This is a genomic window from Chelatococcus sp. CO-6, assembly GCF_001271345.1.
In the GTDB taxonomy this organism is placed as follows: domain Bacteria; phylum Pseudomonadota; class Alphaproteobacteria; order Rhizobiales; family Beijerinckiaceae; genus Chelatococcus_A; species Chelatococcus_A caeni.
Window position 1 is genome coordinate 2,827,371 of sequence record NZ_CP012398.1, and the last position, 24,037, is coordinate 2,851,407.

The following is a 24,037-nucleotide window of genomic DNA, read 5'->3' on the forward strand; positions in this document are numbered from 1 at the left end:
GATAAACATTCAATATCATTATCATCCTTGAAAGGCTAGGCTGCCGCGCAAATCGCGGCGCATCGCGCCGTCCGCCTCCCGGAGCTCTCCATGACGCAAACGGTTGCCGAGTCGCGCGAAGCGCAGCGTGCCATTCCGCCGGAAATCATCGTTGTCGCCGGCTGTCTCATCGCCCTCATCACCTTCGGGCCGCGCGCGGCGGCGGGCCTGTTCCAGATCCCGATGACGGAGACCTTCGGCTGGGGCCGCGACGTCTTCAGCCTGGCGATCGCCGTGCAGAACCTGCTCTGGGGCCTCGGCCAGCCGTTCGCCGGCGCCATCGCCGACAAGTTCGGCGCCGTGCGCGTCATCTGCATCGGCGCGCTGCTCTATGCCGCCGGCCTCGTGGTGATGGCCTATGCGACCTCGGCGGGCCTTCTCAACCTCGGCGCCGGCATCATGATCGGCTTCGGCCTGTCGGGCTGCTCGTTCAACCTCGTCCTCGGCGCCTTCGGCAAGCTCCTGCCGGAGCGCTGGCGCCCGCTCGCCTTCGGTGCGGGCACGGCCGCCGGCTCCTTCGGTCAGTTCCTCTTCCCGCCCATCGGCAATGCGCTCATCCAGTCCTTCGGCTTCGAGATGGCGCTCCTTGTCTTCGCGGCGAGCGTGCTGCTCGTGCTGCCCCTGTCGCTGGCGCTGGCGACCCGGGGCGCGGCGGCGACGACGGCGGTCAACGCCGGTCCTTCCCAGTCCATCGCCCAGGCGCTGGCTGAGGCCTTCCGTCACCCGAGCTATGTCTTCCTGGTGCTCGGCTTCTTCACCTGCGGCTTCCAGCTCGCCTTCGTCACGGCGCATATGCCGGCCTATCTGAAGGATACGGGGCTCCCGGTGTGGGTCGGCGGCTGGACGCTCGCCGTGATCGGCCTCGCCAATGCGGTGGGCTCGCTCTATTCGGGCTTCCTGTCCTCGCGCATGTCGAAGCGCTGGCTCCTCTCCTTCATCTATCTCGGCCGCTCGGTCGCCATCGCCGCCTTCATCCTCCTGCCGGCGACGCCGGTGACGGCGATCGCCTTCGGCATCACCATCGGCCTCCTGTGGCTGTCGACGGTGCCGCCCACCTCGGCCCTCGTGATGCTGATGTTCGGCACGCGCTACATGGCCATGCTCTACGGCTTCGCCTTCTTCTCCCACCAGGTCGGCGGCTTCCTCGGCGTGTGGCTCGGCGGCATCCTCTACGAGAGCATGGGCTCCTACACCTTCGTCTGGTGGCTGTCCGTCGCGCTCGGCATCGCCTCGGCGATCATCAACCTGCCCATCAAGGAGCGGCCGGTGGAACGCCCGGTGCCGCAGCCGGCGTGACAAAGGGGCAACACCTCCCGCGTCATGCCCGCGCTTGTCGCGGGCATCCACGCCGCGACGCTGGCTCTAGGCGTGGATGGCCGGGGCAGCCCGGCCATGACGGGTGGGGAGGTTGTGCTCCATGGTTTCTTGTTTTCGGTTTGTCTCAACAGCATGAGCATGGCGGTGAGCGTGCTCGCTGGCTCCGCCACTTCGCGCGTCCGGCCCCCTTAGCCCAAGGGCTGAGGCGCCGCACACTTGCCCCTTGCGGCCGCCGCCGCGAGACTGGTGGCGACCGGGTTCCAAGGAGGAGAAGCGACCATGGGTGAGATCAGGGCGATCCTCGTCGACAAGGATGCCGCCGGCGGCTACCGGGCGGCAGTGACGCGGCTCGACGAGGCCGATCTGATGGAGGGGGACGTCACCGTCCGCATCACCCATTCCACGGTCAACTACAAGGACGGCCTCGCCATCACCGGCCGCGCGCCGGTGGTGCGGCGCTTCCCCATGATCCCCGGCGTCGATTTCGCCGGCGTCGTGGAAAGGTCCGAGCACCCGGCGCTCAAGCCGGGCGATGCCGTGCTCCTCAACGGCTGGGGCTGCGGCGAGACGCATTACGGCGCCTATGCCGACAAGGCGCGGGTGAAGGGCGACTGGCTCATCCCGCTGCCCGCCGGCCTCTCCGCCGCCGAGGTCATGGCCGTCGGCACGGCCGGCTTCACCGCCATGCTGTGCCTGATGGCGCTGGAGAAGCACGGCGCGACGCCGGCCGACGGACCGGCCATCGTGACGGGCGCGGCGGGCGGCGTCGGCTCCACGGCCATCAGCTTTCTCGCGCGGGCCGGCTGGCACGTCATTGCCTCTACCGGCCGGCCCGAGGAGGCGGACTATCTCAAGGGCCTCGGCGCGAGCGAGATCGTCGAGCGGGCGGAACTGGCCGGGCCGGTCAAGCCGCTCGCCAGGGAGCGCTGGGCGGCGGGCATCGATTCGGTCGGTTCCACCACGCTCGCCAATGTCCTGTCCATGACGCGCTACGGCGGTGCCATCGCCGCCTGCGGCCTTGCCGGCGGCATGGACCTGCCCACCACGGTGGCGCCGTTCATCCTGCGCGGGGTGGCGCTCCTCGGGGTCGATTGCGTGCTGGCAACCCGCGAGCGCCGCATCGCCGTCTGGGACCGCATCGCCCGCGATCTCGACAAGGCGAAGCTCGCGGCGATGACCGAGACCATCGGCTTCGACGACCTCATGCGCGTCGCCCCGGAGATCCTCGCCGGCAAGGTGCGCGGCCGCCTGGTGGTGGAGATGGGGTAGGGGCAGCAGGTCTTCTCGTCGGGTAGGGCGAAGCGCGACACGCTCCCTCCCCCGCTTGCGGTGGGGAGGGCTGGGGTGGGGGGCGGTGCCGCCCGCGCGACGCGAAACGCCGCTAAGCTCTTATTTGACCGCCGCCTGCCTGCGGAGCCGCCCCCACCCCTAGCCCCTCCCCGCCACTGCGTGGGGGGAGGGGAACAGGGTGGCGCCCGGCCTCTCGGCTACTCGGCCGGCAGCAGCTTCTCGCCCTCGATGACGATGCGGCGGCGGGCGATCTCGGCGCCGCAGAAATCGAGGAAGGCGCGCACGCGCGGCGAATGGCGCAGGTCCGGATGGGTCAGCAGCCACAGCCCGGCGGCGAATTCCGGCGCCGGGGCCGTCAGCCGCACGAGGGCCGGGCGCGTATCGGCGATGAAGCAGGGCAGGTGGCCGATGCCGATGCCGGCCTCGACCGCTTCGGCGAGGCCGAGCACCGTGTTGAGCTTGTAGACGATCCTGTCCGCCGGCACCTTGTCGCGCACGTAGCGCGCGACGTGCATTGTGGAGAAGTTGTCGCCGAGCGCCACCCACGGCTGCTCGAAGAGGGAAAGGAGGTCGAGATCGCGCCCGCCGTCGGGAAAGGCTTCGCGCCGGCCGTAGAGCGCCCAGTGGATCGTGGCGAGGCGCCGGCCGACGAGCGTCTCCGGCGGGTTGTCCGTGGCGCGGATGGCGATGTCGGCATCGCGCTTGGAGAGGTTGAGCGCCTGGTTGCCGATGACGATGTCGAGCCGGATGTTGGGATAGGCCTCGCGGAAGGCGGCGAAGACCGGTGTCAGCAGGTGCATCAGCAGCGTGTCGTTGGTGGTGACGCGCAATTCGCCGGCCGGCGAGACGGCGCAGCCGGCAAGGCGCATGGAGACGCCGGCGAGATCCTCCTCGATGCGCTCGGCGAGCGCCGTGATCTCCTCGCCCGGCGGCGTCGGCGCATAGCCGGCCCGGTGCCGCTCGAAGAGCTTGACGCCGAGCAGGTCCTCCAGCTGGCCGAGGCGGCGGAACACCGTCGAATGGTTGATGCCGAGCCGTTCGGCGGCCCCCGCCATGCCTTTCGCCTCGGCGATGGCCTTCACGAGGCGGATGTCGTCCCAGGCGATCTGATGGACGGCGGCCGTGGAGACGAGGGTGGTTTCGGTCGACATCCTTGCGCCTGTGCAATCTTCAGCTTGCGATCATACTGCTGGCTTTGCGCGGCGGGAAACCCAAAATCCCCCTCACGTTGCACTTATGCGAAAACCCCGTGACCTGGAGCCCTTCCGTGATCGATCCCCGCACCGCGCCCTATGGGCTGTTCCTTTTGCGCGTTTCCCTCGGCCTTATGTTCATCGCCCACGCGCTCCTGAAGTATGTCGTCTTCACCATCCCCGGCTTCGCCGGCTTTCTCGGCCAGGTCGGCTTTCCCGCCTTCTTCGCCTGGCCGGTCTTCCTCGCCGAGCTCCTCGGCGGCATCGCCCTCATTCTCGGCCTTTATGCCCGCTATGTCTCGGCTGCGCTCGTGCCGGTCCTGCTCGGCGCGCTGATGGTGCACGTGCCGAACGGCTGGTTGTTCACGGCGCCGAACGGCGGCTGGGAATATCCTGCCTTCCTCGTCGTCGCCGCTGCCGTCCAGGCCCTTGCGGGTGATGGTGCCTTCGCCCTCAAGGCCTCGCCTTCCCCGATCGCGGCGCGGCCCGTTGCGGCACGCTGATCCGCCCCGCGTTCAAACCCACCCGGCAATTTTGAGAGGTATGTCGCCATGACCAAGGTTCTCGTTCTCTATTATTCGTCCTACGGCCACATCGAGGCGATGGCGCAGGCCGTGGCCGAGGGCGCCCGCGCGGCCGGCGCCGAGGCCGTCGTCAAGCGCGTGCCCGAGCTGGTGCCGGCGGAGGTGGCCGAGAAGGCCGGCTTCAAGCTCGACCAGGCGGCGCCGGTCGCCACGGTGGAGGAGCTGGCGGAGTATGACGCCATCGTCTTCGGCACGCCGACCCGCTTCGGCAACATGACGGCGCAGATGCGGAACTTCCTCGACCAGACCGGCGGCCTGTGGGCCAAGGGCGCGCTCATCGGCAAAGTCGGCTCGGTCTTCACCTCCTCCGCCACCCAGCACGGCGGCCAGGAATCGACCATCCTGACCTTCATTCCCACGCTGATGCACCACGGCATGGTCGTCGTCGGCCTGCCCTATTCCTTCGCCGGGCAGAGCGGCCTCGACGAGATCAAGGGTGGCTCGCCCTACGGCGCCTCCACCATCGCCGCCGCCGACGGCAGCCGCCAGCCCTCCGCCGTGGAGCTGGAGGGAGCCCGCTTCCAGGGCCGCCACGTCGCCGGGATCGCGGCCAAGCTCAAGGGCTGAGCGTTTCGCAGAAGCTGCGTGAAAAGGCCCGGCTCGGCCGGGCCTTTGTCATCGCGGCGCCGCCGCCCGCCGCAGCCGGTCGTTGATGGCCTCGCCGAGGCCGTGCGCGGGGATGGGGACGACCGCGATGGCCGGCACGCGGGCATCGTCGAGCCCGCGCAGGTGGGCGAAAAGATTGGCGGCGGCCTCCACGAGGTCGCCGCTCTCGCTGAGGTTGCGGATGGCGCCCGCCGTCTCGATTCCCGGCGGCCGCTTGCGGCCGAAGAGGAGGGCGCCTTCTCCCGGCCGCACCTCCTCGGCATCGAGGCGCACCTCCGCCCGCGGGGCGTAGTGGGATTCGAGCATGCCCGGCGCGAGCGGCGCCTCCTCCTCCGTCGGGGCGGCGCCGTCGAGGAGCTTGCGTCCCAGCACCTCTTCGATGGCCTCGCGCGGCACGCCGCCCGGGCGCAGCAGGCGCATCTCGCCATCGAGGCAGGAGATGATGGTCGATTCGAGCCCGACATTGGTGCCGCCGCCGTCGATCACCGCGTCGATGCGGTCGATGAGGTCGGCGAGCACATGGTCCGCCCGCGTGGGGCTGATGCGGCCCGAACGGTTGGCCGAGGGCGCCGCCACCGGCCGGCCGACGAGCGTGAGCAGGTCCCGCGCCAGCGGCAGGCCCGGCACGCGCAGCGCGACCGAATCGAGCCCGGCCGTCGCAAGGTCGCAGATGCGCGACGTCTCCGCCCGCGGCACTACCAGCGTCAATGGCCCGGGCCAGAAGGCCTCGGCGAGCCGCGCCGCATCCTGTTCGAACACCCCCTCCCGCTCGGCCGCCGCGATATCCGGCAGGTGCGATATGAGCGGGTTGAAGGAGGGGCGCTCCTTGGCGGCGTAGATGCCGGCCACCGCCCGCGGGTTTGTCGCGTCCGCGCCGAGGCCGTAGACCGTCTCCGTCGGGAAGGCCACGAGGCCGCCGAGCCGCAGCAGGTCGGCGGCGCGCGACAGGCCGCCGACGTCGGCCGTCAGCAGCTCGGTGACGCGTTGCCCATGCCCGTCTTGGGACGCGACGGGCGTTGATCGATCATCGTTCACGTTTAAACTATCTCTGGTCTTGCCTGCCTGCCTTTGACGCGGCTTATGATGCGCGTCAACGGGCCGCGTGGCACGCACTAAATGCACGGCCTCAAATGGCCGCACAGACAAGATGAGGGAGCGGCGATGACCTATCGGGCACCGGTCGAGGATCTGGCCTTCACCATGCGGCACGTGGCCGGGCTCGAGGAGAGCATCGCCGAGGGGCTCTATCCCGACCTCTCCGTGGAACTCGTGGAGCAGGTGCTGGAGGAGGCCGGGCGATTCGCCTCCGAGCGCATCGCGCCGCTCAACGCGCCGGCGGACCGGACGGGTGCCCGCTTCGCCGACGGGCAGGTGACGACCGCCCCGGGCTGGAAGGAGGTCTATACGGCCTGGGCCGAGGCGGGCTGGAACGCGCTGCCCTGCGATCCCGAATGGGGCGGCCAGGGCCTGCCGACCCTGGTGCAGACCGCCTGCGTCGAATTCTGGAACGCCTCCTGCATGTCCTTCGCCCTCGGCCCGCTGCTCACGGCCGGCGCCGTCGAGGCCCTGACGGCCCACGCCAGCGAGGACCTGAAGCGGCGCTATCTCGAAAAGCTCGTCTCCGGCGAGTGGATGGGCACCATGAACCTCACGGAGCCGCAGGCGGGCTCCGATCTCAACGCCGTCAGGACGCGCGCCGAGCGGGCGGGCGACGGCACCTATCGCATCACCGGATCGAAGATCTTCATCACCTATGGCGAGCACGACCTCACCGACAATATCGTGCATCTGGTGCTCGCCCGCCTGCCGGATGCGCCGCCCGGCACGCGCGGCATCTCGCTGTTCCTCGTGCCGAAGTTCTTCGTCAACGACGACGGCTCGCTCGGCGCGCGCAACGACGTGCGCTGCCATTCCATCGAGCACAAGCTCGGCATCCACGCCTCGCCCACCTGCACCATGGTCTACGGCGATGCCGGCGGTGCCGTCGGCTGGCTCGTCGGCGAAGAGAACCGCGGCCTCGCCTGCATGTTCACCATGATGAACAACGCCCGCCTCGCGGTCGGCGCCCAGGGCGTCGCCATCGCCGACCGGGCCTATCAGCAGGCCTTGTCCTATGCCCGCGAGCGCCGGCAGGGCCGGGCGCCCGGCGCGGGGGAGGGCATGAGCCCCATCGCCGACCATCCGGACGTGCAGCGCATGCTGCTCACCATGAAGGCGACGACCCACGCCGCGCGCGGCATCTGCCTGATGACGGCGGCCGCCATCGACCGCAGCCGCCTCGCGCCGGATGCCGAGGCCCGGCGCAAGGCGCACGAGCTCGCCTCCCTGCTGACGCCCGTCGCGAAAGCCTTTTCCACCGACATCGGCTGTGAGGTCGCGTCGCTCGGCGTGCAGGTGCACGGCGGCATGGGCTTCATCGAGGAGACGGGTGCCGCCCAGCACCTGCGTGATGCGCGTATCGCGCCGATCTACGAGGGCACCAACGGCATCCAGGCCATCGACCTCGTCCTGCGCAAGCTGCCCCTGTCCGACGGCACCACCGTGCGCGGCGCCATCGCCGAGATGCGCAAGGTCGGCGCCCGGCTCGTCGCGAGCCGCGACGAGGCCTTCGGCGCCACGGCGGCACGGCTGCGCGAGGCGGTGGAGGCGCTCGACGATGCCACCTCCTTCCTCCTCAAGGCGCTTTCCGGCAACAGCCCGGCCGACGCACTCGCCGCGGCGACGCCCTATCTGCGCCTCTTCGGCATCGCCCAGGGCGGCACGGCGCTCGCGAGGGCCGCGCTCGCCGCAAGCGAGGCGCGCGCCGCCGGCGACACCAACCCGGCCCACGCTGGCCGCATCGCGCTCGCCCGTTTCTTCGCCGAGAACATCGCCACCGGCGCCCGCGGCCTGGCGCAGACCGTGATGACGGGCGCATCCGCGCTCGCCGACGCCGAAGCAGCCCTCGCGGGCTGATCGGCATGGCGGGCGGGCCCCTCTCGGACCGCATCTGCGTCGTCGCCGGCGCGTCCCGCGGCGTCGGGCGCGGCATCGCCCGCGGGCTCGCGGAGGCCGGGGCGACGGTGATCGTGACCGGCCGCTCGAGCGAGGCCGGCCCGCGCACCGACGGGCGGCCCGAGACCGTCGAGGAGACGGCGCGCCTCGTCGAGGCGCTCGGCGGCCGGGGCCACCCCTATCAATGCGACCATACGGTCGAGCGTGAGGTGGACGGCCTCGCGGCGTGGACGCTGCGCCGCTTCGGCCGCGTCGATCTCGTCGTCGATGCGGTCTGGGGCGGCAACGAGGGCTACGACGGCGAGCGCTATTCCGACGGCTCGGCCTGGGGCACGCCTTTCTGGCGCCGGCCGGCGGCGCGCCTCGGCACCGTGTTCGAGACCGGCGTCTATGCACAGCTCCTCCTGGCGAAGGCCTTCGCCCCGGCCATGGTGGGCGCCGGCTCCGGCCTTCTCGTCACCGTGCTCTTCGACGACGGCGGTGCCTATCTCGGCGATGTCTTCTACGACCTCGCCAAGGCATCGATGGCGCGGCTGACGCTCGCCATGGCGAGCGAGCTCGCCCCCCATGGCGTCACTGCGCTCGCCCTGTCGCCCGGCTTCGTGCGCACGGAGCGCGTCGCGGGCTCACCCCTGGCGGCGGAGGCGGGCGAGACCCCGCTCTATGCCGGCCGTGCAGTGGCGGCGCTCGCATGCGATGCCGGCGTTGCCCGTCACGCGGGCAGGGTTCTCCATGTCGGGGATCTCGCCGGCCTCTATGGCTTCACCGATGCGGACGGCCGCCGCCCGCCGCGCTATTCCATCAAAGAGACAGCCGAAGACGGGGAGACCTGAGCCATGTCATTGTCGGGCAAGACCTTGTTCATCACCGGCGCCTCGCGCGGCATCGGGCTCGCCATTGCGCTCAAGGCCGCGCGGGACGGCGCCAATGTCGCCATCGCCGCCAAGACGGCCGCACCCCACCCCAAGCTCCCCGGCACCATCTTCACCGCCGCCGCCGAGATCGAGGCGGCGGGCGGGCGGGCGCTGCCGCTCGTCGTCGACGTGCGCAACGAGGAGGAGGTGGCGGCCGCCATCACCCGGACGGCTGAGACCTTCGGCGGCCTCGACATCGTCGTCAACAACGCGAGCGCCATCCAGCTCACCGGCACGCGCGACACCGACATGAAGCGTTTCGACCTGATGCACCAGGTCAACACGCGCGGCACCTTCATGGTGTCGAAATACGCCATTCCCCATCTCGAGAAGGCGGACAACCCGCACATCCTCATGCTGTCGCCGCCGCTCGACATGAACGAGAAGTGGTTCGCCCCGCATCTTGCCTATTCCATCGCCAAATACGGCATGAGCCTGTGCGTGCTCGGCCTTGCCGGCGAATTGCGGTCGAAGGGCATCGCCGTCAACGCGCTGTGGCCGCGCACGACCATCGCGACGAGCGCCATCCGCAACCTCCTCGGCGGCGAGGCGATGGTGGAGGCGAGCCGCACGCCCGAGATCATGGCCGACGCGGCCTATGCCGTCTTCAGCAAGCCCGCGCGCAGCTTCTCGGGCCAGTTCCTCATCGACGACCTCGTGCTCGCCGCCGAGGGCGTCACCGATTTCGAGCAGTACCGCGTCGATCCCTCGAAGCCCCTGATGCCGGATTTCTTCGTGCCGGACGACACGCCCCCGGTGCCGGGCTCGGCGCATTGAGCGCACAGCGGCGCTCCTGCCATTGAGCACGCGATTCGTCATTCCCTCCCCCCTTGTGGGGGAGGGTAGGGAGGGGGGTACAGCCTGGAAGCCCGCCCATCGTTTGTCACGACCCCCACCCCCGGCCCCTCCCCGCAAGGGGAAGGGGAGGAGTGGCGCGCGCCGGATTTCGCCTCCGCCCCGAAATGCGATAGAGAGCGCCCGTAACAGGCTTTCGGAGCGCAGGGCATGATCGTCGTCTACCGCATGGTCGATCCGATGAAGCGGGACGACACCAATGTCTGCCGGCTCGAGCGGCAGGTGCTGCCGCCGGGCGAGGCCCTTCCGGCCGATGCGGTCTGGATCGATCTCGTGGCGCCGACCCGCGAGGAGGATCGCCTCGTCGAGCAGCACCTCGGCATCGAGATCCCGACCCGCGAGGACATGGAGGACATCGAGCCCTCCGAGCTGCTCTACAGCGAGAACGGCGCGCGTTACATGACGGTGCGCCTGCTCTTCGCCGCCGACAGCGATGATCCGGACATCACGGCGGTCACCTTCATCCTCAAGGGTTCGGCCCTCGTCACCGTGCGCTACGACGAGCCGCGTGCCTTCGGCATGTTCGCCAACCGGGCCGGCAAGCAGGGCGGCTGCGGCGCGAGCGCCGAGGAGGTCTTCGCCGGCCTCATCGAGACCATCATCGACCGGCTGGCCGAGGTGCTGCAGGCGACGGGCAGCAGCATCGACAGGATCTCCCGCGCCGTCTTCGACGTGGCCGACAAGATGACCGGCCGCCATGGCGAATACCAGAAGACCCTGCGCGACCTCGGCCGCTACGGCACGCTCATCTCCATGAGCCGGGAGAGCCTCGTCTCCATCGAGCGGCTGCTGCTGTTCCTCTCGGTCGTCTATCGCGCGACGCGGGTACCGGTGGAGCTGCGCGAGCAGGTGCGCACCACCCTGCGCGACCTGCAGTCGCTGGAGGAGCACGCCACCTTCCAGTCGGGCAAGATCCAGTTCCTGCTCGATGCGACGCTCGGCCTCGTCAACCTCGAGCAGAACAACATCATCAAGCTGTTCTCGGTCATGGCCGTCGTCTTCATGCCGCCGACGCTCATCGCCTCGATCTACGGCATGAACTTCAAGGACATGCCGGAGCTCGACCTGTGGTTCGGCTATCCCGCCGCGCTCCTCGCCATGGTGGCGGCGGCCATCGCGCCCTACCTGTTCTTCCGCTGGAAGCGGTGGCTGTGAGGCGTCTCTTCCCGCTCAGTGCCGGCCCCAATGGGCCATGAGTCGGTCGATGGTGCCCTGCATCTCGGCGTGGCTGAAGCTGCGCCAGTCGCGACCCTCGGTGCGGATGAAGCTGGCGGCGGCCTCGATCATGCGCCGCAGCAGCGAGGACGAGGCGGCGGCGATCGCAGCGCGCTCCTCGGCCTCGCCCGCCTGTTTCAGCGCGCGGATGGCGCTCGTCACCACGTCGTCCATGGCAAGGCGCAGGTTCTCGAAGGCGAGCCGGCGCTCCGGCGCCAGCGCCTCGTAGGCCCTGAGCGCATCATCCGCGAAACGCAGCTGCGCGTGCTTGGCGAAATGCTGCCGGTAGCTGCGCGGCTGCCATTCGTCGAGCGTCTCCATCAGCTCCGCATCGTCGGCCGCGAGCTCGATGATCATCAGCACTTCGTTGTACTGGTTGAGGAAATCGGTGGAGAGCGACGGCGCGGGCTCCGCCGCGAAGGGCATGCCGCCGTCGACGTTCCCTTTGCCCATGGACATGCCCGCTGCCACTCCCGACCCCCGTCTTCGATGTGCACAACGCCTCGTCGTGCCTGCGGCCGTCTTGCCCTTGCCGGTGCCGCCACGTGACTGTGGCAGCATCAGGCAAATAAATTCGTAACGGTCAGGATCATGTGCGGTCGCTTCGCGCTGACGCTCTTTCCCGAACAGGTGCAGTCGCAGTGCGGCTATGAGGAAGAGGTCGAATTTCCGCCGCGCTACAACATCGCCCCCACGCAGCCGATCGCCGTCGTCACGGCCGATGCCGCGGGCCGGCGGCATTTTTCCCTGATGCGCTGGGGCTTCGTGCCGGCCTGGACGAAGGACCCGGCGGCGATGCCGCTCCTCTTCAACGCCCGCGGCGAGACGATCGGCGAGAAGGCCGCCTTCCGCACCGCCGCCCGCCATCGCCGCTGCCTCGTGCCGGCGAGCGCCTTCTACGAATGGCGCCGCGACGGCGCGAAGAGCACGCCCTTCATGATCGAGCGGGCCGATGGCGGCTTGATGCTCTTCGCCGGCATCTGGGAGACCTATGCGAGCCCGAACGGCAGCGAGATCGACACCGTCGCCATCGTGACCACCGACGCCAACGGCACGCTCGCGGCGCTGCACCCACGCATGCCGGTGATCGTCGCGCCGGACGACGCCGAATTGTGGCTCGACTGCACCCAGCCGGGCCTCGCCGCGCTCGGCCTCGTGCGCCCGGCCCCGGACGACCTCCTGACCATGCGCCCCGTATCGCAGAACCTCAACGATGCCCGCCGCGACGACGCGACCGTGCAGGGCCCGGCGGGCGAGGCCGTGCCGGCCCCCGCACGCGGCCATGAAAAAGGCGGGCGCAAGCGCCCGCCTGAAGCTCAGCTGTCGCTGTTCGACGAGGATGCGTGAGGCGCGTCAGACGCGCCGGCAGACACGCTCCACCGTGCAGCGCGGCGGGCCACGGCGCACCCAGCGCACCTCCTTCTCGCAGACGCGGCGCGGGCCGACGCCCGGGCGGTGCACCATGCGGCAGTTGGTGACGACCTCGCGCACCGGCTTCGGCTGCGTGCACACGCGCTCCGACCGGCAGACGGTCCGCGCTTCCGCCGATGTCACGGCCGGGCCGGAAAAGCTGACGAAGGCCGCCGCCGCAGCGCCGAGGACGAAGGGCATGGCTCGTTTCAGGGAAAAGGGCTGGAAAGAAACAGACGGCATCACAAATCTCCGCATCGCGAATCATGGGGCATTTCTGCCTGTCGCCGGGGCCCATGAAACATCGGGCAAGATGAACGGAAGATGTACGCCGGCCTCTTTTCCTATCGTTCCTGCCGCATTCCCGGCTGGCGGCCCGGGTCGAGCCATTTCTCCATGTAGAGGCGCGGCTGGGCCTCGAAGCCGAGCTGCTCGTAGAAGCGCTGTACGGCCTCGTTGCCAGCCCGCACGAGGAGGTTGAGCTTCCATATGCCCCGCGCCTTGAGCCACGCCTCCGCGGCCGCCATGATGGCGCGGCCATGGCCGGCGCCCCGCTCGGCCGGGTCGACCGCGACATAGTAGACGACGCCCCGGTGCCCGTCGTGGCCCACCATGCAGGCCGCGACGATGGCGCCGTCCGCCTTGCGCAGCACCAGCACCTCGCCATGGCCCGAGGAGCGGCAGAAGGCGATGTCCTCGGCCGGGTCGTTCCAAGGCCGCGTCAGGCCGGCCGCCTGCCACAGGGCGACGACGGCCGGCAGCTCCGCCTCGGCCATCGGGCCGGCCGCGAGCGGGGTCGTCACAGCATCGCTCCGGGATTGAGCAGGCTTTCGGGGTCGAGCGCGGCCTTGAGCTTGCGCATGAGATCGAGCGCGACGGGATCCTTGACGGCGGGCAGCAGGTCGCGCTTGAGGCGGCCGACGCCGTGCTCGGCCGAGATCGAGCCGCCGTGCTGGAGCACGATGGCGTGCACGGCCTCGTTCATCGCTTCCCAGCGGGCGAGGAAGGCCTGCTTGTCGGCGCCGACCGGCTGGCTGACGTTGAAATGCACGTTGCCGTCGCCGAGATGGCCGAAGGGCAGGGGGCGGCAGCCCGGCACCAGCGCCTCGGCGGCCGCCGCCGCTTCCTCGAGGAACTGCGGCACCAGGGCCACCGGCACGGAGATGTCGTGCTTGATCGAGCCGCCCTCGTGCCGCTGCACCTCGGAGAGCGCCTCGCGCAGCTTCCAGAAGGCGTTGCGCTGGTCGAGGCTCGCCGCGATCGCCGCGTCGTCGACGAGGCCGCGCTCGAGCGCCGCCGTCAGGATGCGCTCCATCGCGTCGTCGAGCCCGGCTTCGGCGGCCGAGGACAATTCCATCAGCACATACCAGGCGTGCGGCTCGCCGAGCGGGTCGCGCGTGCCGGGCGCGTGCCGCAGCACGAATTCGAGCCCGAGGCGGGGCAGGAACTCGAAAGTGGTCACGGCGCCGCCGGCCTCCGCCTTGGCGAGGGCGAGGAGATCGAGCGCCGCCTGCGGCGAAGAAAGTCCGCAGAAGGCGGTGGCCCGCCCCTGCGGGCGGGGAAAGAGCTTGAGCACCGCGGCGGTGACGATGCCGAGCGTGCCTTCGGACCCGATGAAGAGGTTCTTCAGGTCGTAGCCGGTGTTGTCCTTGCGCAGCTTGCCGAGGCCGTTCCAGATGCGGCCGTCCGCCAGCACCACCTCAAGCCCGATGACGAGGTCGCGCGTGTTGCCATAGGCGATGACGGCGGTGCCGCCGGCATTGCTGGCGATGTTGCCGCCGATCGTGCAGGAGCCTTCCGAGGCGAGCGACAGGGGAAAGAGCCGGTCGGCAGCCTCCGCCGCCTCCTGCGCCCTGAGCAGGGTGACGCCCGCCTCCACCGTCATCGTGTCGGTCAGCGCGTCGACCTCGCGGATCCGGTCGAGCTTCTGCAGGTTGAGCACCACCATCGGCCGGCTCGCATCCGGGATCTGCCCGCCGACGAGGCCGGTGTTGCCGCCCTGCGGCACCACCGCGATGCCGGCCGCGCGGGCGTGGCGCACCACCTCGGCCACCTCCTGCGTCGTGCCGGGCCGGACGACGGCGAGCGCCTCGCCGCGGAAGAGGTCGCGCGGCTCGCGCAGGAAGGGCAGGATGTCGTCAGGGGCGGTGAGCACGTTGCCCGGGCCGGTGACGGCGGCGAGCCCCGCCAGAAAATCCTCGTTGGTCCCCTTGCTCACGGACGCCCTCCCTTGCCTTTGTTCTTGTGCTTCGCCGGGCGCGTGAAGACGCCGACGACCTCCACATGATGGGTGTAGCGGAACTGGTCGACCGGCACGACCCGGGTCAGCTGCATGCCCGCCTCGACCAGGATGCGGGCATCGCGCGCGAAGGTGCCGGGATCGCACGAGACGGAGACGGCGAGCGGCACCTTGGCGAGCGCGATCTGCCGCGCCTGCGCCTCCGCCCCCGCGCGGGGCGGATCGAGGACGACGGCGTCGAAGCGCTCGAGCTCCAGCGGCAGCAGCGGGCGGCGGAAGAGGTCGCGCACCTCCGTGGTGACCGGCTTCAGCCCCTGCGTGTTGCGCGCGGCGCGCTGCAGCGCGGCAAGGGCCTCGGCGCCGTTCTCCACGGCGTGCACCTTGGCCTGCCGCGCGAGGCGCAGGGCGAAGGGGCCGCAGCCCGCGAAAAGGTCGGCCACATGGCGCGCGCCGGCACAGGCCTCCGTCACGAGGGCGGCGAGCGCCTCCTCGCCGGCGGCTGTCGCCTGCAGGAAGCCGCCCGGCGGCGGCACCACGGCGGCCGGCCCCATCGCGACGGCGGGCGGGCGGCGCTCGATGAGGATCTCGCCGTGCAGCGAAAGGCGCGCGAGGTCGAGCGTGCGGGCCGCCTCGACGAGCGCCATGCGCAGCCTGTCGTCGGCCTTGCCGAGACCGCGGATGTCCATGTCGAGCCCGCCGAGCGTCTCGGTGGCCTGGATGTCGAGCGGCTTGCCGCGCGGCAGGATGAGGGCGGCGAGCGCCCGGGCCTTGTCCGGCGCCGCGGCGAGGCCGGGCGCCAGCACCGGGCATTGGGCGATGGGAACGAGCGCATGGCTGCGCGCCGCCATGAAGCCGACGGCGGCCTTCCCCTCGATCAGGCGGGCATGGAAGGTCACGCGCCGCCGCCCGGCGCCATGCGCATCGACGAGTGGCGAAACGTCGGTCTCGATGCCGGCATGGGCGAGGGCCTGCACGACGATGTCGCGCTTCCACGCCCCATAGAGCTGCGGCGCCACGTGCTGCGCCGCGCAGCCGCCGCAATGGCCGAAGAGCGGGCATTCGGCCGTCTGCCGGTCGGGCGATGCGGTCTCGACGCTGACGAGCCGGCCGCGCTCGCCGTCCACTTCAGCCGTGACGACCTCTCCGGGCAGCGCGAAGGGCACATAGACCGGGCCGTGCGGCCCCTCGGCGACGCCGTCGCCGCGGGCGCCGAGGCGGGTGATGGTCAAGGTTTCAGCCACGGCGTGCCCCGATCAGATATTCCACGTTGCCGTCTCCCCCGGCGATGGGGGAGGGCATGGTGCCGAGGACGGTGAGCCCGAGATCGCGCACGAGCGTGGCGATATCCTCCACCACCGCCTGGCGCACCGCCTCTTCGCGCACGATGCCCTTCTTGAGATGCGCCCGGCCCGCCTCGAACTGCGGCTTGACGAGCGCGACGAGATGCCCACCGTCGGCGAGACGGCCCGTCACTGCCGGCAGGACGAGCTTCAGCGAGATGAAGCTGACATCAGCCACCATGAGGCCGGCCGCTTCCGGCACCTCGGCCGCCGTCAGGGCCCGCGCATCGACCCCTTCGAGCGAGACGACGCGCGGATCGGCGGCAAGGCGCGGGTGCAACTGGCCGTGGCCCACGTCGACCGCATAGACCTTCGCTGCGCCGCGGGCGACGAGCACCTCGGTGAAGCCGCCGGTCGAGGCGCCGATGTCGAGGCAGACGAGCCCGGCGGGATCGATGGCGAAGGCATCGAGCGCCGCCGCGAGCTTGACGCCGGCCCGCGACACCCAGGGGTGCGGCGCCTCCGCCGCGATCGCCGCATCGACCGGCAGGGCATCGGACGCCTTGCGCACGGGGCGCCCGTCGGCCGTCACGCCCCCGGCGGCGATGGCCGCCTGCGCCTTGGCGCGGCTGTCGAAGAAGCCACGTTCGACGAGAAGAAGATCGGCGCGTTTACGCATGGGCTGAGCTTATGCGGCGAGCGCGGAGCGCACGTCCGTCTGCGAGAAGTCGTTGCCCTTATAGAGCAGCGGCGCGTCGAGCGACATGGCGAGCGCATAGGACGCACAGTCGCCGAGGTTGAGCCGTGCCGGATGGCCGGAGCCGCGGCCGAAGCGACGGTAGGCGTCGCTCGCGAGATTGGACTGAGCCGTATCGAAGGTGTGCAGGACGAGATTGGCGCTGGTGAGCAGATTGCCGAAGGGGATGAAATAGCGAGCATCGCCTCGCCGCAGCAGGACGACCCGTGTTTCATAGACCGTTACAGCCGAGACGTAGCGGGCGCCGGCGCCATAGAGCGCCAGAGCGAGCGCTTCGGCTTCCGGCTCATTGGTGAGCATGGCGATGAAGGCCGACGTATCGACGACGATCATTCCTGCTCGCCGTCGTCAAGTTCGCCCCACAACTCGTCGAAATCACGTTTCGTGATCTTCGGCAGCGGACCGAGGCGCCGGACATCCTCCTGAATCACGCGCAAAGCGGCCATCTGGCGCGCGATTTCCTTCTCCCGCTCCTCCCGCGCCTGTTCGAGGCGCATTTCGAGCGCCTTGCGCACGGCTTCGGTGATCGTCTCGCCGGTGAGCGCCGCGACCTCGCGGGCGAGACGCTCCGTCTCGGCGGATTTGATGTTGAGGGCCATGGCCGTTTCTTCCTGTCTCAGGATAGGAAGAATAGGCGCACAAGGAAGACGCTACAAGGGTTCTTCCTTCGCGGCAGGGCGAGCGGCGCTTGCGAAAAAGGACCGGCTTGCGATCAAGGACCGGCTTGCGCCTTGGGAGCGCACCGACGCCGGCGCGTCATGCCCGCGCGTCGTATGCGCACCGACGCCTCACCGTCCTGCCCGCGCTCGTCGCGGGCACCCACGCCGCGACGCCCGCGCGAGATTGAAGACGTGGATGACCGGGACAAGCCCGGCCAGGACGCGAAAGGAAGTCGGGCGTGCTCCCGCATGGTCGGGCGCCGTCGCCACAGGCAAGCCCGGCCAGACGGCCGCCTTCGGCGCCATCTTGCGCTGGACGCCGGATCGCCTTTCGCTTCACTTCAGGCGTCCGGCGAACGAGGCTGCTCCTGCCGTCCCGGTCTTACGCCCTCAGCGCCGCCGCATCGGTCCCGAGCGCGGAAAAGACCGTCGCCACGATGCCGGCGGCGTCGAGGCCGGCCTCGGCATACATCCGCTCGGGCTTGTCGTGGTCGATGAAGCTGTCCGGCAGCACCATCGGGCGCACCTTGAGGCCGTGGTCGAGCGCGCCGGCGCGGGCGAGCAGATGCAGCACCTGCGTGCCGAAGCCGCCGATGGAGCCTTCCTCCACCGTGACGAGGCATTCGTGCTCGCGCGCGAGGCGCAGCACGAGTTCGGTGTCGATCGGCTTGGCGAAGCGCGCATCCGCCACGGTGGTGGCAAGGCCCCGTGCCTCGAGCTGTTCCGCCGCCTTGAGGCATTCCGCGAGCCGCGTGCCGAGGGAGAGCAGGGCGACGCGCCCGCCCTCGCGCAGGATCCGGCCCCGGCCGATGGCGAGCGGCACCCCGCGCTCGGGCATGTCGGTGCCGACGCCCTCGCCGCGCGGGTAGCGGAAGGCGATGGGGCCCTCGTCATGGGCCGCGGCCGTCGCCACCATGTGCACGAGCTCGGCCTCGTCCGCCGCGGCCATCATGACCATGTTCGGCACGCAGCCGAGGAAGGCGATGTCGAAGGAGCCGGCGTGGGTCGGGCCGTCGGCGCCGACGAGCCCGGCCCGGTCGAGCGCGAAGCGCACCGGCAGGTTCTGGATGGCGACGTCGTGCACGATCTGGTCGTAGGCGCGCTGCAGGAAGGTGGAATAGATGGCGCAGAAGGGCTTGTAGCCCTCGGCCGCGAGCCCCGCCGCGAAGGTCACCGCGTGCTGCTCGGCGATGCCGACGTCGAAGGTGCGTTGCGGAAAGGCCTTGCCGAAGAGGTCGAGACCCGTGCCCGAGGGCATCGCCGCGGTGACGGCGACGATGCGCTCGTCCTCCTCGGCCTCGCGCACGAGGCTCTCGGCGAAGACCTTCGTATAGCTCGGTGCATTGGCCTTCGGCTTCGCCTGCGCGCCGGTGACGACGTCGAAGGTGACGACGCCGTGGTACTTGTCGGCGGCGGCCTCGGCCGGGGCATAGCCCTTGCCCTTCTGCGTCACGACATGGACGAGGATCGGCCCCGCCTCGGCATCGCGCGCGTTCTTCAGCACCGGCAGCAGATGGTCGAGGTTGTGGCCGTCGATGGGCCCGACATAGTAGAAGCCGAGCTCCTCGAAGAGCGTGCCGCCCGTCCAGAAGCCGCGGGCGAATTCCTCGGCGCGCTGCGCCTTCTCGTAGAAGAACTTCGGCAGCCGCTTGGCGAGCTGCTTGCCCGCCTCGCGCAGCGTGCGGTAGGCGCCGCCCGAGACGAGCCGGGCGAGATAGGCCGACATGGCGCCGACCGGCGGGGCGATGGACATGTCGTTGTCGTTGAGGATGACGATGAGCCGCTCGTTCATCGCCCCGGCGTTGTTCATGGCCTCGTAGGCCATGCCGGCCGACATCGCCCCGTCGCCGATGACGGCGACGACATTGCGCCGCTCGCCCTTGAGGTCGCGCGCCACCGCCATGCCGAGCCCGGCGGAGATGGAGGTGGAGGAATGGGCCGCGCCGAAGGGGTCGTACTCGCTCTCGGCGCGCTTGGTGAAGCCGGAGAGGCCGCCGCCCTTGCGCAGCGTGCGGATGCGCTCGCGCCGCCCGGTCAGGATCTTGTGCGGATAGGCCTGGTGGCCGACGTCCCAGATCAGCCGGTCGTGCGGCGTGTCGAAGACGTGGTGCAGCGCCACCGTCAGCTCGACCACGCCGAGCCCGGCGCCGAGATGCCCGCCGGTGACCGAGACGGCGTCGATCGTCTCGGCGCGCAACTCGTCCGCCACCTGGTAGAGGTCCGCCTCGGACAGGCGGCGCAGGTCCGCGGGCGTCTTGATGGTATCGAGCAGCGGCGTATCGACGGGCACGGCAATCGTCCTCGCGCGCGGGTGGTGCGGGTTGGCTGCAACCGGACATAGGGCCTTGTCCGGCGTGGGTCAAAGGCGCCGTTGCCGCGCCGCTCACATCTCGGGCAGGGGAATGAACTCGTCGTCGCCCGGCACGCCGGCGAAGCGGCCCAGCTTCCAGTCCTCCTTCGCCTCCTCGATGCGCTCCTTGCGCGAGGAGACGAAGTTCCACCAGATGTAGCGCTTGCCGTCCATCGGCGCCCCGCCCAGCATGAGGAAGCGGGCCGGCGTCAGCGCGTTGATGGTGATGGCGTCGCCCGGCTTGAAGACGAGCAGGCGGTGCGCCTCGAAACGGTCGCCGGCGATGTCGATCTCGCCGGAGACGGTGTAGATCGCCCGCTCCTCGGCGACCGGATCGAAGGGAATGCTCGCGCCCACGGCGAGGGCGACATCGGCATAGACCGCCTCGCTCGCCGTGGCGACGGGCGAGCTGGAGCCGAACAGCGTGCCGGCGACGATGCGCACGTGCTTGCCCTCGCCGACGATGTCGGGCAGGGCGTTCTCGTCGTAATGGCTGAAGGCGGGGGTATCCTCCTCCCGCTCGGCGGGCAGGGCGACCCAGCTCTGGATGCCGGCGAGGCGCCCGCCGCGGACGCGCTCCTCGAGGCCGGTGCGTTCGGAATGGACGATGCCGCGGCCGGCCGACATCAGGTTGACGGCGCCGGGGCGGATGATCTCCTCGCTGCCGAGGCTGTCGCGGTGCACGATCGCCCCCTCGAAGAGATAGGTGAGGGTGGCGAGGCCGATGTGCGGATGCGGCCGCACGTCGAGCCCGTCGCCGACGGCGAAATCGGCCGGCCCCATCTCGTCCCAGAAGATGAAGGGGCCGACCATGCGCCGCCGCACGGTCGGCAGGGCGCGGCGCACGGCAAAGCCGCCGATGTCGGAGACCCGCGGCACGACCACGAGGTCCACCGCATCGCAGGACGGCGCGTCGCCGGCCACGGGGTCCTTGCCACGAAGCCAGCTCATCGCACCCTCCTGTCCTGAAGGCTCAGCCCTCGACGTCGAGCGGCTCGCTGCTGGGCTTGCCGTCGGGCCCCATGGTGATCTTGTCGATGCGCGCCTCGGCCTTCTTCAGGAGCGCCTCGCAGTGCTTCTTCAGCGCTTCGCCCCGTTCGTAGATCGCGATCGATTCGTCGAGCGGCACGTTGCCCTTCTCGAGCCGGTCGACGATCTCCTCGAGTTCCTTGAGCGCGCGCTCGAAAGGCAGGGACGCGATATCGGACGGCGCGTGGTCGCTCATCATGCATTCCTCAAGGGACATGTGCTCCAGATGAGGGTTATCGCGTTCCCTTCGGCGCGAGGCAACCCCATCATGGTTGAAGCAGCCGCAGGTTGCACGTCGAAGGTGGGTGCTCCTCCTGCGGCGCGCGTCACGAAACCGTGCCGTCGGCTGCCGGCGCCGTGCCTCCGCTCCGGCGCAGCAGCTTCTGGTAGGCGAGGCCGATGCCGACGAGCACGAGGCCGAGGCCGATGAACGACAGGGCCCGGAGCACGCCCTCCAGGCTCGACAGGTCGACGACGAAGACCTTGACGACCGCGATGAGGATGTAGGGCGCCGAGGCGAGGCGCGCGAAGCGCCAGTTGCGCCACAGCCCGACGGCGAGGATGGCGACGCCGATGACGACGAGCGCGGCGGAATAGGTCCACAGCTCGGCCTCGCCCGTCTGCCGCCAGAGCGCGATTTGCGGCCCCTGGAAGAGGAAGCGGATGACGTTGACGGTGAAGGCGAGGTGCAGGAGCAGCGCCAGCGCCAGCGCGCTGCGCACGTACCAGGTCGGCCGGTGCGCCCGCGCGAGCCAGGCGAGGCCGGCGGCCATGACGGCCGGCACGAGATAGGCGAGGACGAGCGTGTTGAAGACGGCGCCGCCGAGGATGGGCTCGTCCGTGAACAGCGGATTTTCGCCGAGGAGGAGGCCGATGCCGGCGACGATGAGCGTCAGCACGCCGAAGGCGAGCCCGGCGAAGTGGTAGACCGGATCGGCACGGTGCAGCTCGAGCCGCATCAGCACGATCGAGAAGGCAAGGCCCGCCGTCGCCATCAGCCCCATCTCGACGAAGCCGGAATCGGGCACGAAGGGATCGCCGCCGTGCAGCGCGTGGCGGATCTCGAAGAAGACCAGCAAGGCGGAGAACAGGATGGCGAGGCTCTCGCACAGCTGCGTCACCCGGTCCCGCCCGCTCATGGCGAGCACCCGGGCGGCCAGCGCGAAGGCGAGCGCGGGCACGCCGTAGCCCCACAGCAGCCAGTTGAAGATCGGCGTGGTGCCGAGGGCGTCGCCCGCGATGGCCGGATCCCAGACGATACGCCCAAGGACGAGGAGGCCGGTGGCGCCGACGGCATAGCGCAGCACCGGCACCGCGATGCGCTGGGAGACGAAGGCCGTGCCGAGCGCCGACAGGGCGAAGGCGACGGTGAGCATGCCCTTTTCGAGCGCGAAGGTGAGGCCGAGCGCGAGGGCCGCGAGCGCGGCCGCCGCCATCGCCCCCGTGCCGAGCGCCGCGACCGGCCGGGCTTCGCCGTCATCCCCGTGCAGCAGCCGGGCGGCACCCGTGAAGAGAAGCGCGAGGACGGCCGCGGCAAGCGCGAAGGGCACGCTCGTATCGAAGGCGGTGACGCGCCAATAGGCGATGACGAGCAGGGCGAGGACGCCGGTCGTGCCGGCGGCCGCATGGCACGCCGCCGAGACGAGCGGCAGGTCTTCGCCGCGCATCAGGCGTCGCACGGCTGCCGCGAGGAGCGCCAGCCCCGCCGCGACGGCGAAAACGAGATAGAGGCTGAGGGCCGCCGGCTGCTCGCCCGGCGCGAACGCCGGGCCGCCGGGCAGGGAGGCGCCGCCCGGGTCGAGCATGGCGAGGCGCGCGACGGGCCAGAAGGCGAGGCAGCCCGTCGCGACGAGGGCCGCGATCAGGCCCGCGCCGGCCGCTGCGGCATAGGCGAAGCCGGTGACGAGGAGGATGGCGACCATCGCACCCGAGAAGGTCGCCCGCCCGCCGCCGCCGGCGAGATCACCCGCGAGGATGGCGAGCGCGCCGAAGGCGCTCAGCACGGCGAGGGCCGGAATGTCGAGCGGCCAGGTCCAGAAGGGCGGCTCCGCCTTGGGTTCGGCCGGCACGGCCGCTTCGGCATCGCCGCCGTCCTCGCCGGTTTCGGCCGTAGGCTCTCCCGCCGCCTCGGCCGCGGCCATGTCCGCCGTGACGGGCAGAGCGCCGCCGTGCGGCAGCGCGACGAGGAACACGACCGCGAGCACCGTCTGCGCCAGCACCAGCACCATGGCGGGCAGGGCGTCGGCGCTCCCGACGCTCGTCACCACGAGCCAGCCCCACAGCAGGGCGCCGCCGGCTGCCGAATAGGCCAGCCACCGCCACAGGCGCAGCCGCGCGAGGCCATAGGCCGCCGCGACCACGGCGACGAGATAGATCACCACCGGCCATGGCTGCGGATCGTCGCTCGTGACGAGGAGCGGCGCCGCGAGCGCGCCGAGAAGGCCGAGGGCGGCGAGCGCCGGCCCGTGCAGGGCCGCCGCGACCATGGTCGCGACGCCGATGAGGCCGAGCAGCACGAAGGCGAAGGCCGGGCCGATGAAGCCGTAGAGCGCATGGGCGGCGTAGACGCTGGCGAAGGCCGTCATGGTGCCGGCGGCCGTCAGCACGCTCGGCACATGCGCGGTGGAGACGCCGGCGGTGGAAAGGGCGGACGCCTCCTCGCCCCGCTCGCGCCGCCGCAGCCACTCGCCGCCGGCGATCAGCGCCAGCGCCGTGGCGAGGCCGGCGAAGATGCGCGCGGCCGGGCCGAAATAGCCTTCCTCGATGGAATAGCGCACGAGCAGGACGCCGCCGAGCGCCAGGGCGACGCCGCCGACCCACACGGCCCAGCGCGAGCCGAGCCGCTCCTCGAGCCCGGCCTGCGGCGCAGCCGTTGCAGCCGCCGCGGGCACCAGGTCGGGTGCGGGCTCTTCCGCAGGCTCGTCCGGCGGGAGCGGGCCTTCGGGTTCGGTCGCCGGCCCGGGAGGCGGCGCGGCTTGCGCCTCTTCTTCCGGGGCGGCGGCCGGCCGCTCCACGCCGGAGAAGGCGTCGCCGGAGACAACCGGCACCACGATGCCGGCTTCGGCGAGCTTCAGTTCCAGCACCCCGAGCCGCGCCTCGAGCGCCGACGTGCGGCCACGCAGCCCGAGCGCCATGAAGAAGCCTGCTATCGCCGCGACAGGCACTGCGAGCGCGATCAGAACGATGAGCGCAATGACCGAATCGTCGCCCACGGCGGTTCCCCCCAGAAAGATCGGTGCACTTTGCCGCGGGATGGTCGTCGATGCAAAGCGGCGCCCGCTGTGCGCAGGCGCACCTCAGGCCTCG

22 protein-coding genes and 1 pseudogene are annotated in these 24,037 nt (G+C 70.6%); 9 read left to right on the forward strand and 14 right to left on the reverse strand.

Annotated elements, in window-relative coordinates; all coding sequences use genetic code 11:
* Positions 1-90: 90 nt before the first annotated feature.
* Positions 91-1,335: an MFS transporter gene (locus AL346_RS13300; protein WP_019401158.1), complete on the forward strand. Its 1,245-nt coding sequence runs from the start codon at positions 91-93 to the stop codon at positions 1,333-1,335.
* 300 nt (positions 1,336-1,635) lie between these two features.
* Positions 1,636-2,625 (forward strand): MDR family oxidoreductase, encoded by a 990-nt coding sequence (locus AL346_RS13310; protein ID WP_019401159.1) that lies wholly within the window; start codon positions 1,636-1,638, stop codon positions 2,623-2,625.
* Between the two features lie 218 nt (positions 2,626-2,843).
* On the opposite strand, the gene AL346_RS13315 is transcribed toward AL346_RS13310, so the two are convergent.
* On the reverse strand, positions 2,844-3,797 hold the full coding sequence (locus AL346_RS13315; RefSeq protein WP_053193767.1) for a LysR family transcriptional regulator: 954 nt from the start codon (positions 3,795-3,797) through the stop codon (positions 2,844-2,846).
* A gap of 116 nt (positions 3,798-3,913) precedes the next feature.
* Here AL346_RS13315 and AL346_RS13320 point away from each other — a divergent pair, with 116 nt between their 5' ends.
* Together AL346_RS13320 and wrbA are read left to right on the forward strand one after the other, a co-directional pair.
* A complete protein-coding gene (locus tag AL346_RS13320) occupies positions 3,914-4,342 on the forward strand; it encodes a DoxX family protein (RefSeq protein WP_019401742.1) in 429 nt (142 codons plus the stop codon).
* Positions 4,343-4,390: 48 nt separating this feature from the next.
* Positions 4,391-4,990 (forward strand): NAD(P)H:quinone oxidoreductase, encoded by a 600-nt coding sequence (wrbA, locus tag AL346_RS13325; protein WP_019401741.1) that lies wholly within the window; start codon positions 4,391-4,393, stop codon positions 4,988-4,990.
* Between the two features lie 48 nt (positions 4,991-5,038).
* Here wrbA and AL346_RS13330 read toward each other — a convergent pair whose 3' ends face one another.
* The gene (locus tag AL346_RS13330) at positions 5,039-6,064 is read right to left on the reverse strand and encodes an L-threonylcarbamoyladenylate synthase (protein WP_019401740.1); all 1,026 of its coding nucleotides are present in this window, start codon (positions 6,062-6,064) and stop codon (positions 5,039-5,041) included.
* Between the two features lie 126 nt (positions 6,065-6,190).
* Here AL346_RS13330 and AL346_RS13335 point away from each other — a divergent pair, with 126 nt between their 5' ends.
* The 4 genes from AL346_RS13335 (at position 6,191) to AL346_RS13350 (ending at position 10,947) form a co-directional block, all read left to right on the forward strand.
* Positions 6,191-7,984, forward strand: coding sequence for an acyl-CoA dehydrogenase (locus tag AL346_RS13335; protein ID WP_019401739.1), 1,794 nt, complete (start codon positions 6,191-6,193; stop codon positions 7,982-7,984).
* Positions 7,985-7,989: 5 nt separating this feature from the next.
* Positions 7,990-8,856 (forward strand): SDR family NAD(P)-dependent oxidoreductase, encoded by an 867-nt coding sequence (locus AL346_RS13340; protein ID WP_019401738.1) that lies wholly within the window; start codon positions 7,990-7,992, stop codon positions 8,854-8,856.
* Positions 8,857-8,859: 3 nt separating this feature from the next.
* Positions 8,860-9,714 carry an NAD(P)-dependent oxidoreductase gene (locus AL346_RS13345; RefSeq protein WP_026015062.1) on the forward strand — a complete coding sequence of 285 codons (855 nt, stop codon included), beginning with the start codon at positions 8,860-8,862 and terminating at the stop codon, positions 9,712-9,714.
* 228 nt (positions 9,715-9,942) lie between these two features.
* Positions 9,943-10,947: a magnesium transporter CorA family protein gene (locus AL346_RS13350; RefSeq protein WP_019401451.1), complete on the forward strand. Its 1,005-nt coding sequence runs from the start codon at positions 9,943-9,945 to the stop codon at positions 10,945-10,947.
* Positions 10,948-10,962: 15 nt separating this feature from the next.
* On the opposite strand, the gene AL346_RS13355 is transcribed toward AL346_RS13350, so the two are convergent.
* Complete coding sequence (locus AL346_RS13355; RefSeq protein WP_156332754.1) at positions 10,963-11,466, reverse strand: hypothetical protein; 504 nt, start codon at positions 11,464-11,466, stop codon at positions 10,963-10,965.
* Between the two features lie 132 nt (positions 11,467-11,598).
* On the opposite strand from AL346_RS13355, the gene AL346_RS13360 reads away from it, so the two are divergent.
* Positions 11,599-12,354: an SOS response-associated peptidase gene (locus AL346_RS13360; RefSeq protein WP_019401453.1), complete on the forward strand. Its 756-nt coding sequence runs from the start codon at positions 11,599-11,601 to the stop codon at positions 12,352-12,354.
* A gap of 6 nt (positions 12,355-12,360) precedes the next feature.
* Here AL346_RS13360 and AL346_RS13365 read toward each other — a convergent pair whose 3' ends face one another.
* From AL346_RS13365 to AL346_RS13415, 11 genes and pseudogenes are all read right to left on the reverse strand, one after another.
* Positions 12,361-12,660, reverse strand: coding sequence for a hypothetical protein (locus AL346_RS13365; RefSeq protein WP_156332755.1), 300 nt, complete (start codon positions 12,658-12,660; stop codon positions 12,361-12,363).
* A 101-nt stretch (positions 12,661-12,761) separates the two neighbouring features.
* Positions 12,762-13,250: pseudogene (locus tag AL346_RS13370) on the reverse strand (GNAT family acetyltransferase); the annotation flags it as partial.
* Positions 13,217-14,635, reverse strand: coding sequence for an FAD-binding oxidoreductase (locus AL346_RS25595; protein WP_019401456.1), 1,419 nt, complete (start codon positions 14,633-14,635; stop codon positions 13,217-13,219). The gene AL346_RS25595 and the pseudogene AL346_RS13370, both read right to left, overlap by 34 nt.
* Positions 14,632-15,897 (reverse strand): class I SAM-dependent RNA methyltransferase, encoded by a 1,266-nt coding sequence (locus AL346_RS13380; protein WP_040403875.1) that lies wholly within the window; start codon positions 15,895-15,897, stop codon positions 14,632-14,634. The genes AL346_RS25595 and AL346_RS13380 overlap by 4 nt, the downstream gene beginning before the upstream one ends.
* Positions 15,890-16,615, reverse strand: a complete 726-nt coding sequence (locus AL346_RS13385; protein WP_019401458.1) for a TlyA family RNA methyltransferase — start codon at positions 16,613-16,615, stop codon at positions 15,890-15,892. The genes AL346_RS13380 and AL346_RS13385 overlap by 8 nt, the downstream gene beginning before the upstream one ends.
* Before the next feature lie 9 nt (positions 16,616-16,624).
* Positions 16,625-17,026: a type II toxin-antitoxin system VapC family toxin gene (locus AL346_RS13390; RefSeq protein ID WP_019401459.1), complete on the reverse strand. Its 402-nt coding sequence runs from the start codon at positions 17,024-17,026 to the stop codon at positions 16,625-16,627.
* A complete protein-coding gene (locus tag AL346_RS13395) occupies positions 17,023-17,292 on the reverse strand; it encodes a type II toxin-antitoxin system VapB family antitoxin (RefSeq protein ID WP_019401460.1) in 270 nt (89 codons plus the stop codon). The genes AL346_RS13390 and AL346_RS13395 overlap by 4 nt, the downstream gene beginning before the upstream one ends.
* Positions 17,293-17,734: 442 nt before the next feature.
* The gene (gene dxs / locus AL346_RS13400; RefSeq protein ID WP_019401461.1) at positions 17,735-19,642 is read right to left on the reverse strand and encodes a 1-deoxy-D-xylulose-5-phosphate synthase; all 1,908 of its coding nucleotides are present in this window, start codon (positions 19,640-19,642) and stop codon (positions 17,735-17,737) included.
* Between the two features lie 93 nt (positions 19,643-19,735).
* Positions 19,736-20,653, reverse strand: a complete 918-nt coding sequence (locus AL346_RS13405; RefSeq protein ID WP_019401462.1) for a pirin family protein — start codon at positions 20,651-20,653, stop codon at positions 19,736-19,738.
* Between the two features lie 22 nt (positions 20,654-20,675).
* Positions 20,676-20,930 (reverse strand): exodeoxyribonuclease VII small subunit, encoded by a 255-nt coding sequence (locus AL346_RS13410; RefSeq protein ID WP_019401463.1) that lies wholly within the window; start codon positions 20,928-20,930, stop codon positions 20,676-20,678.
* A 127-nt stretch (positions 20,931-21,057) separates the two neighbouring features.
* Positions 21,058-23,943, reverse strand: coding sequence for a DUF2339 domain-containing protein (locus tag AL346_RS13415; RefSeq protein WP_019401464.1), 2,886 nt, complete (start codon positions 23,941-23,943; stop codon positions 21,058-21,060).
* Between the last annotated feature and the right edge of the window lie 94 nt (positions 23,944-24,037).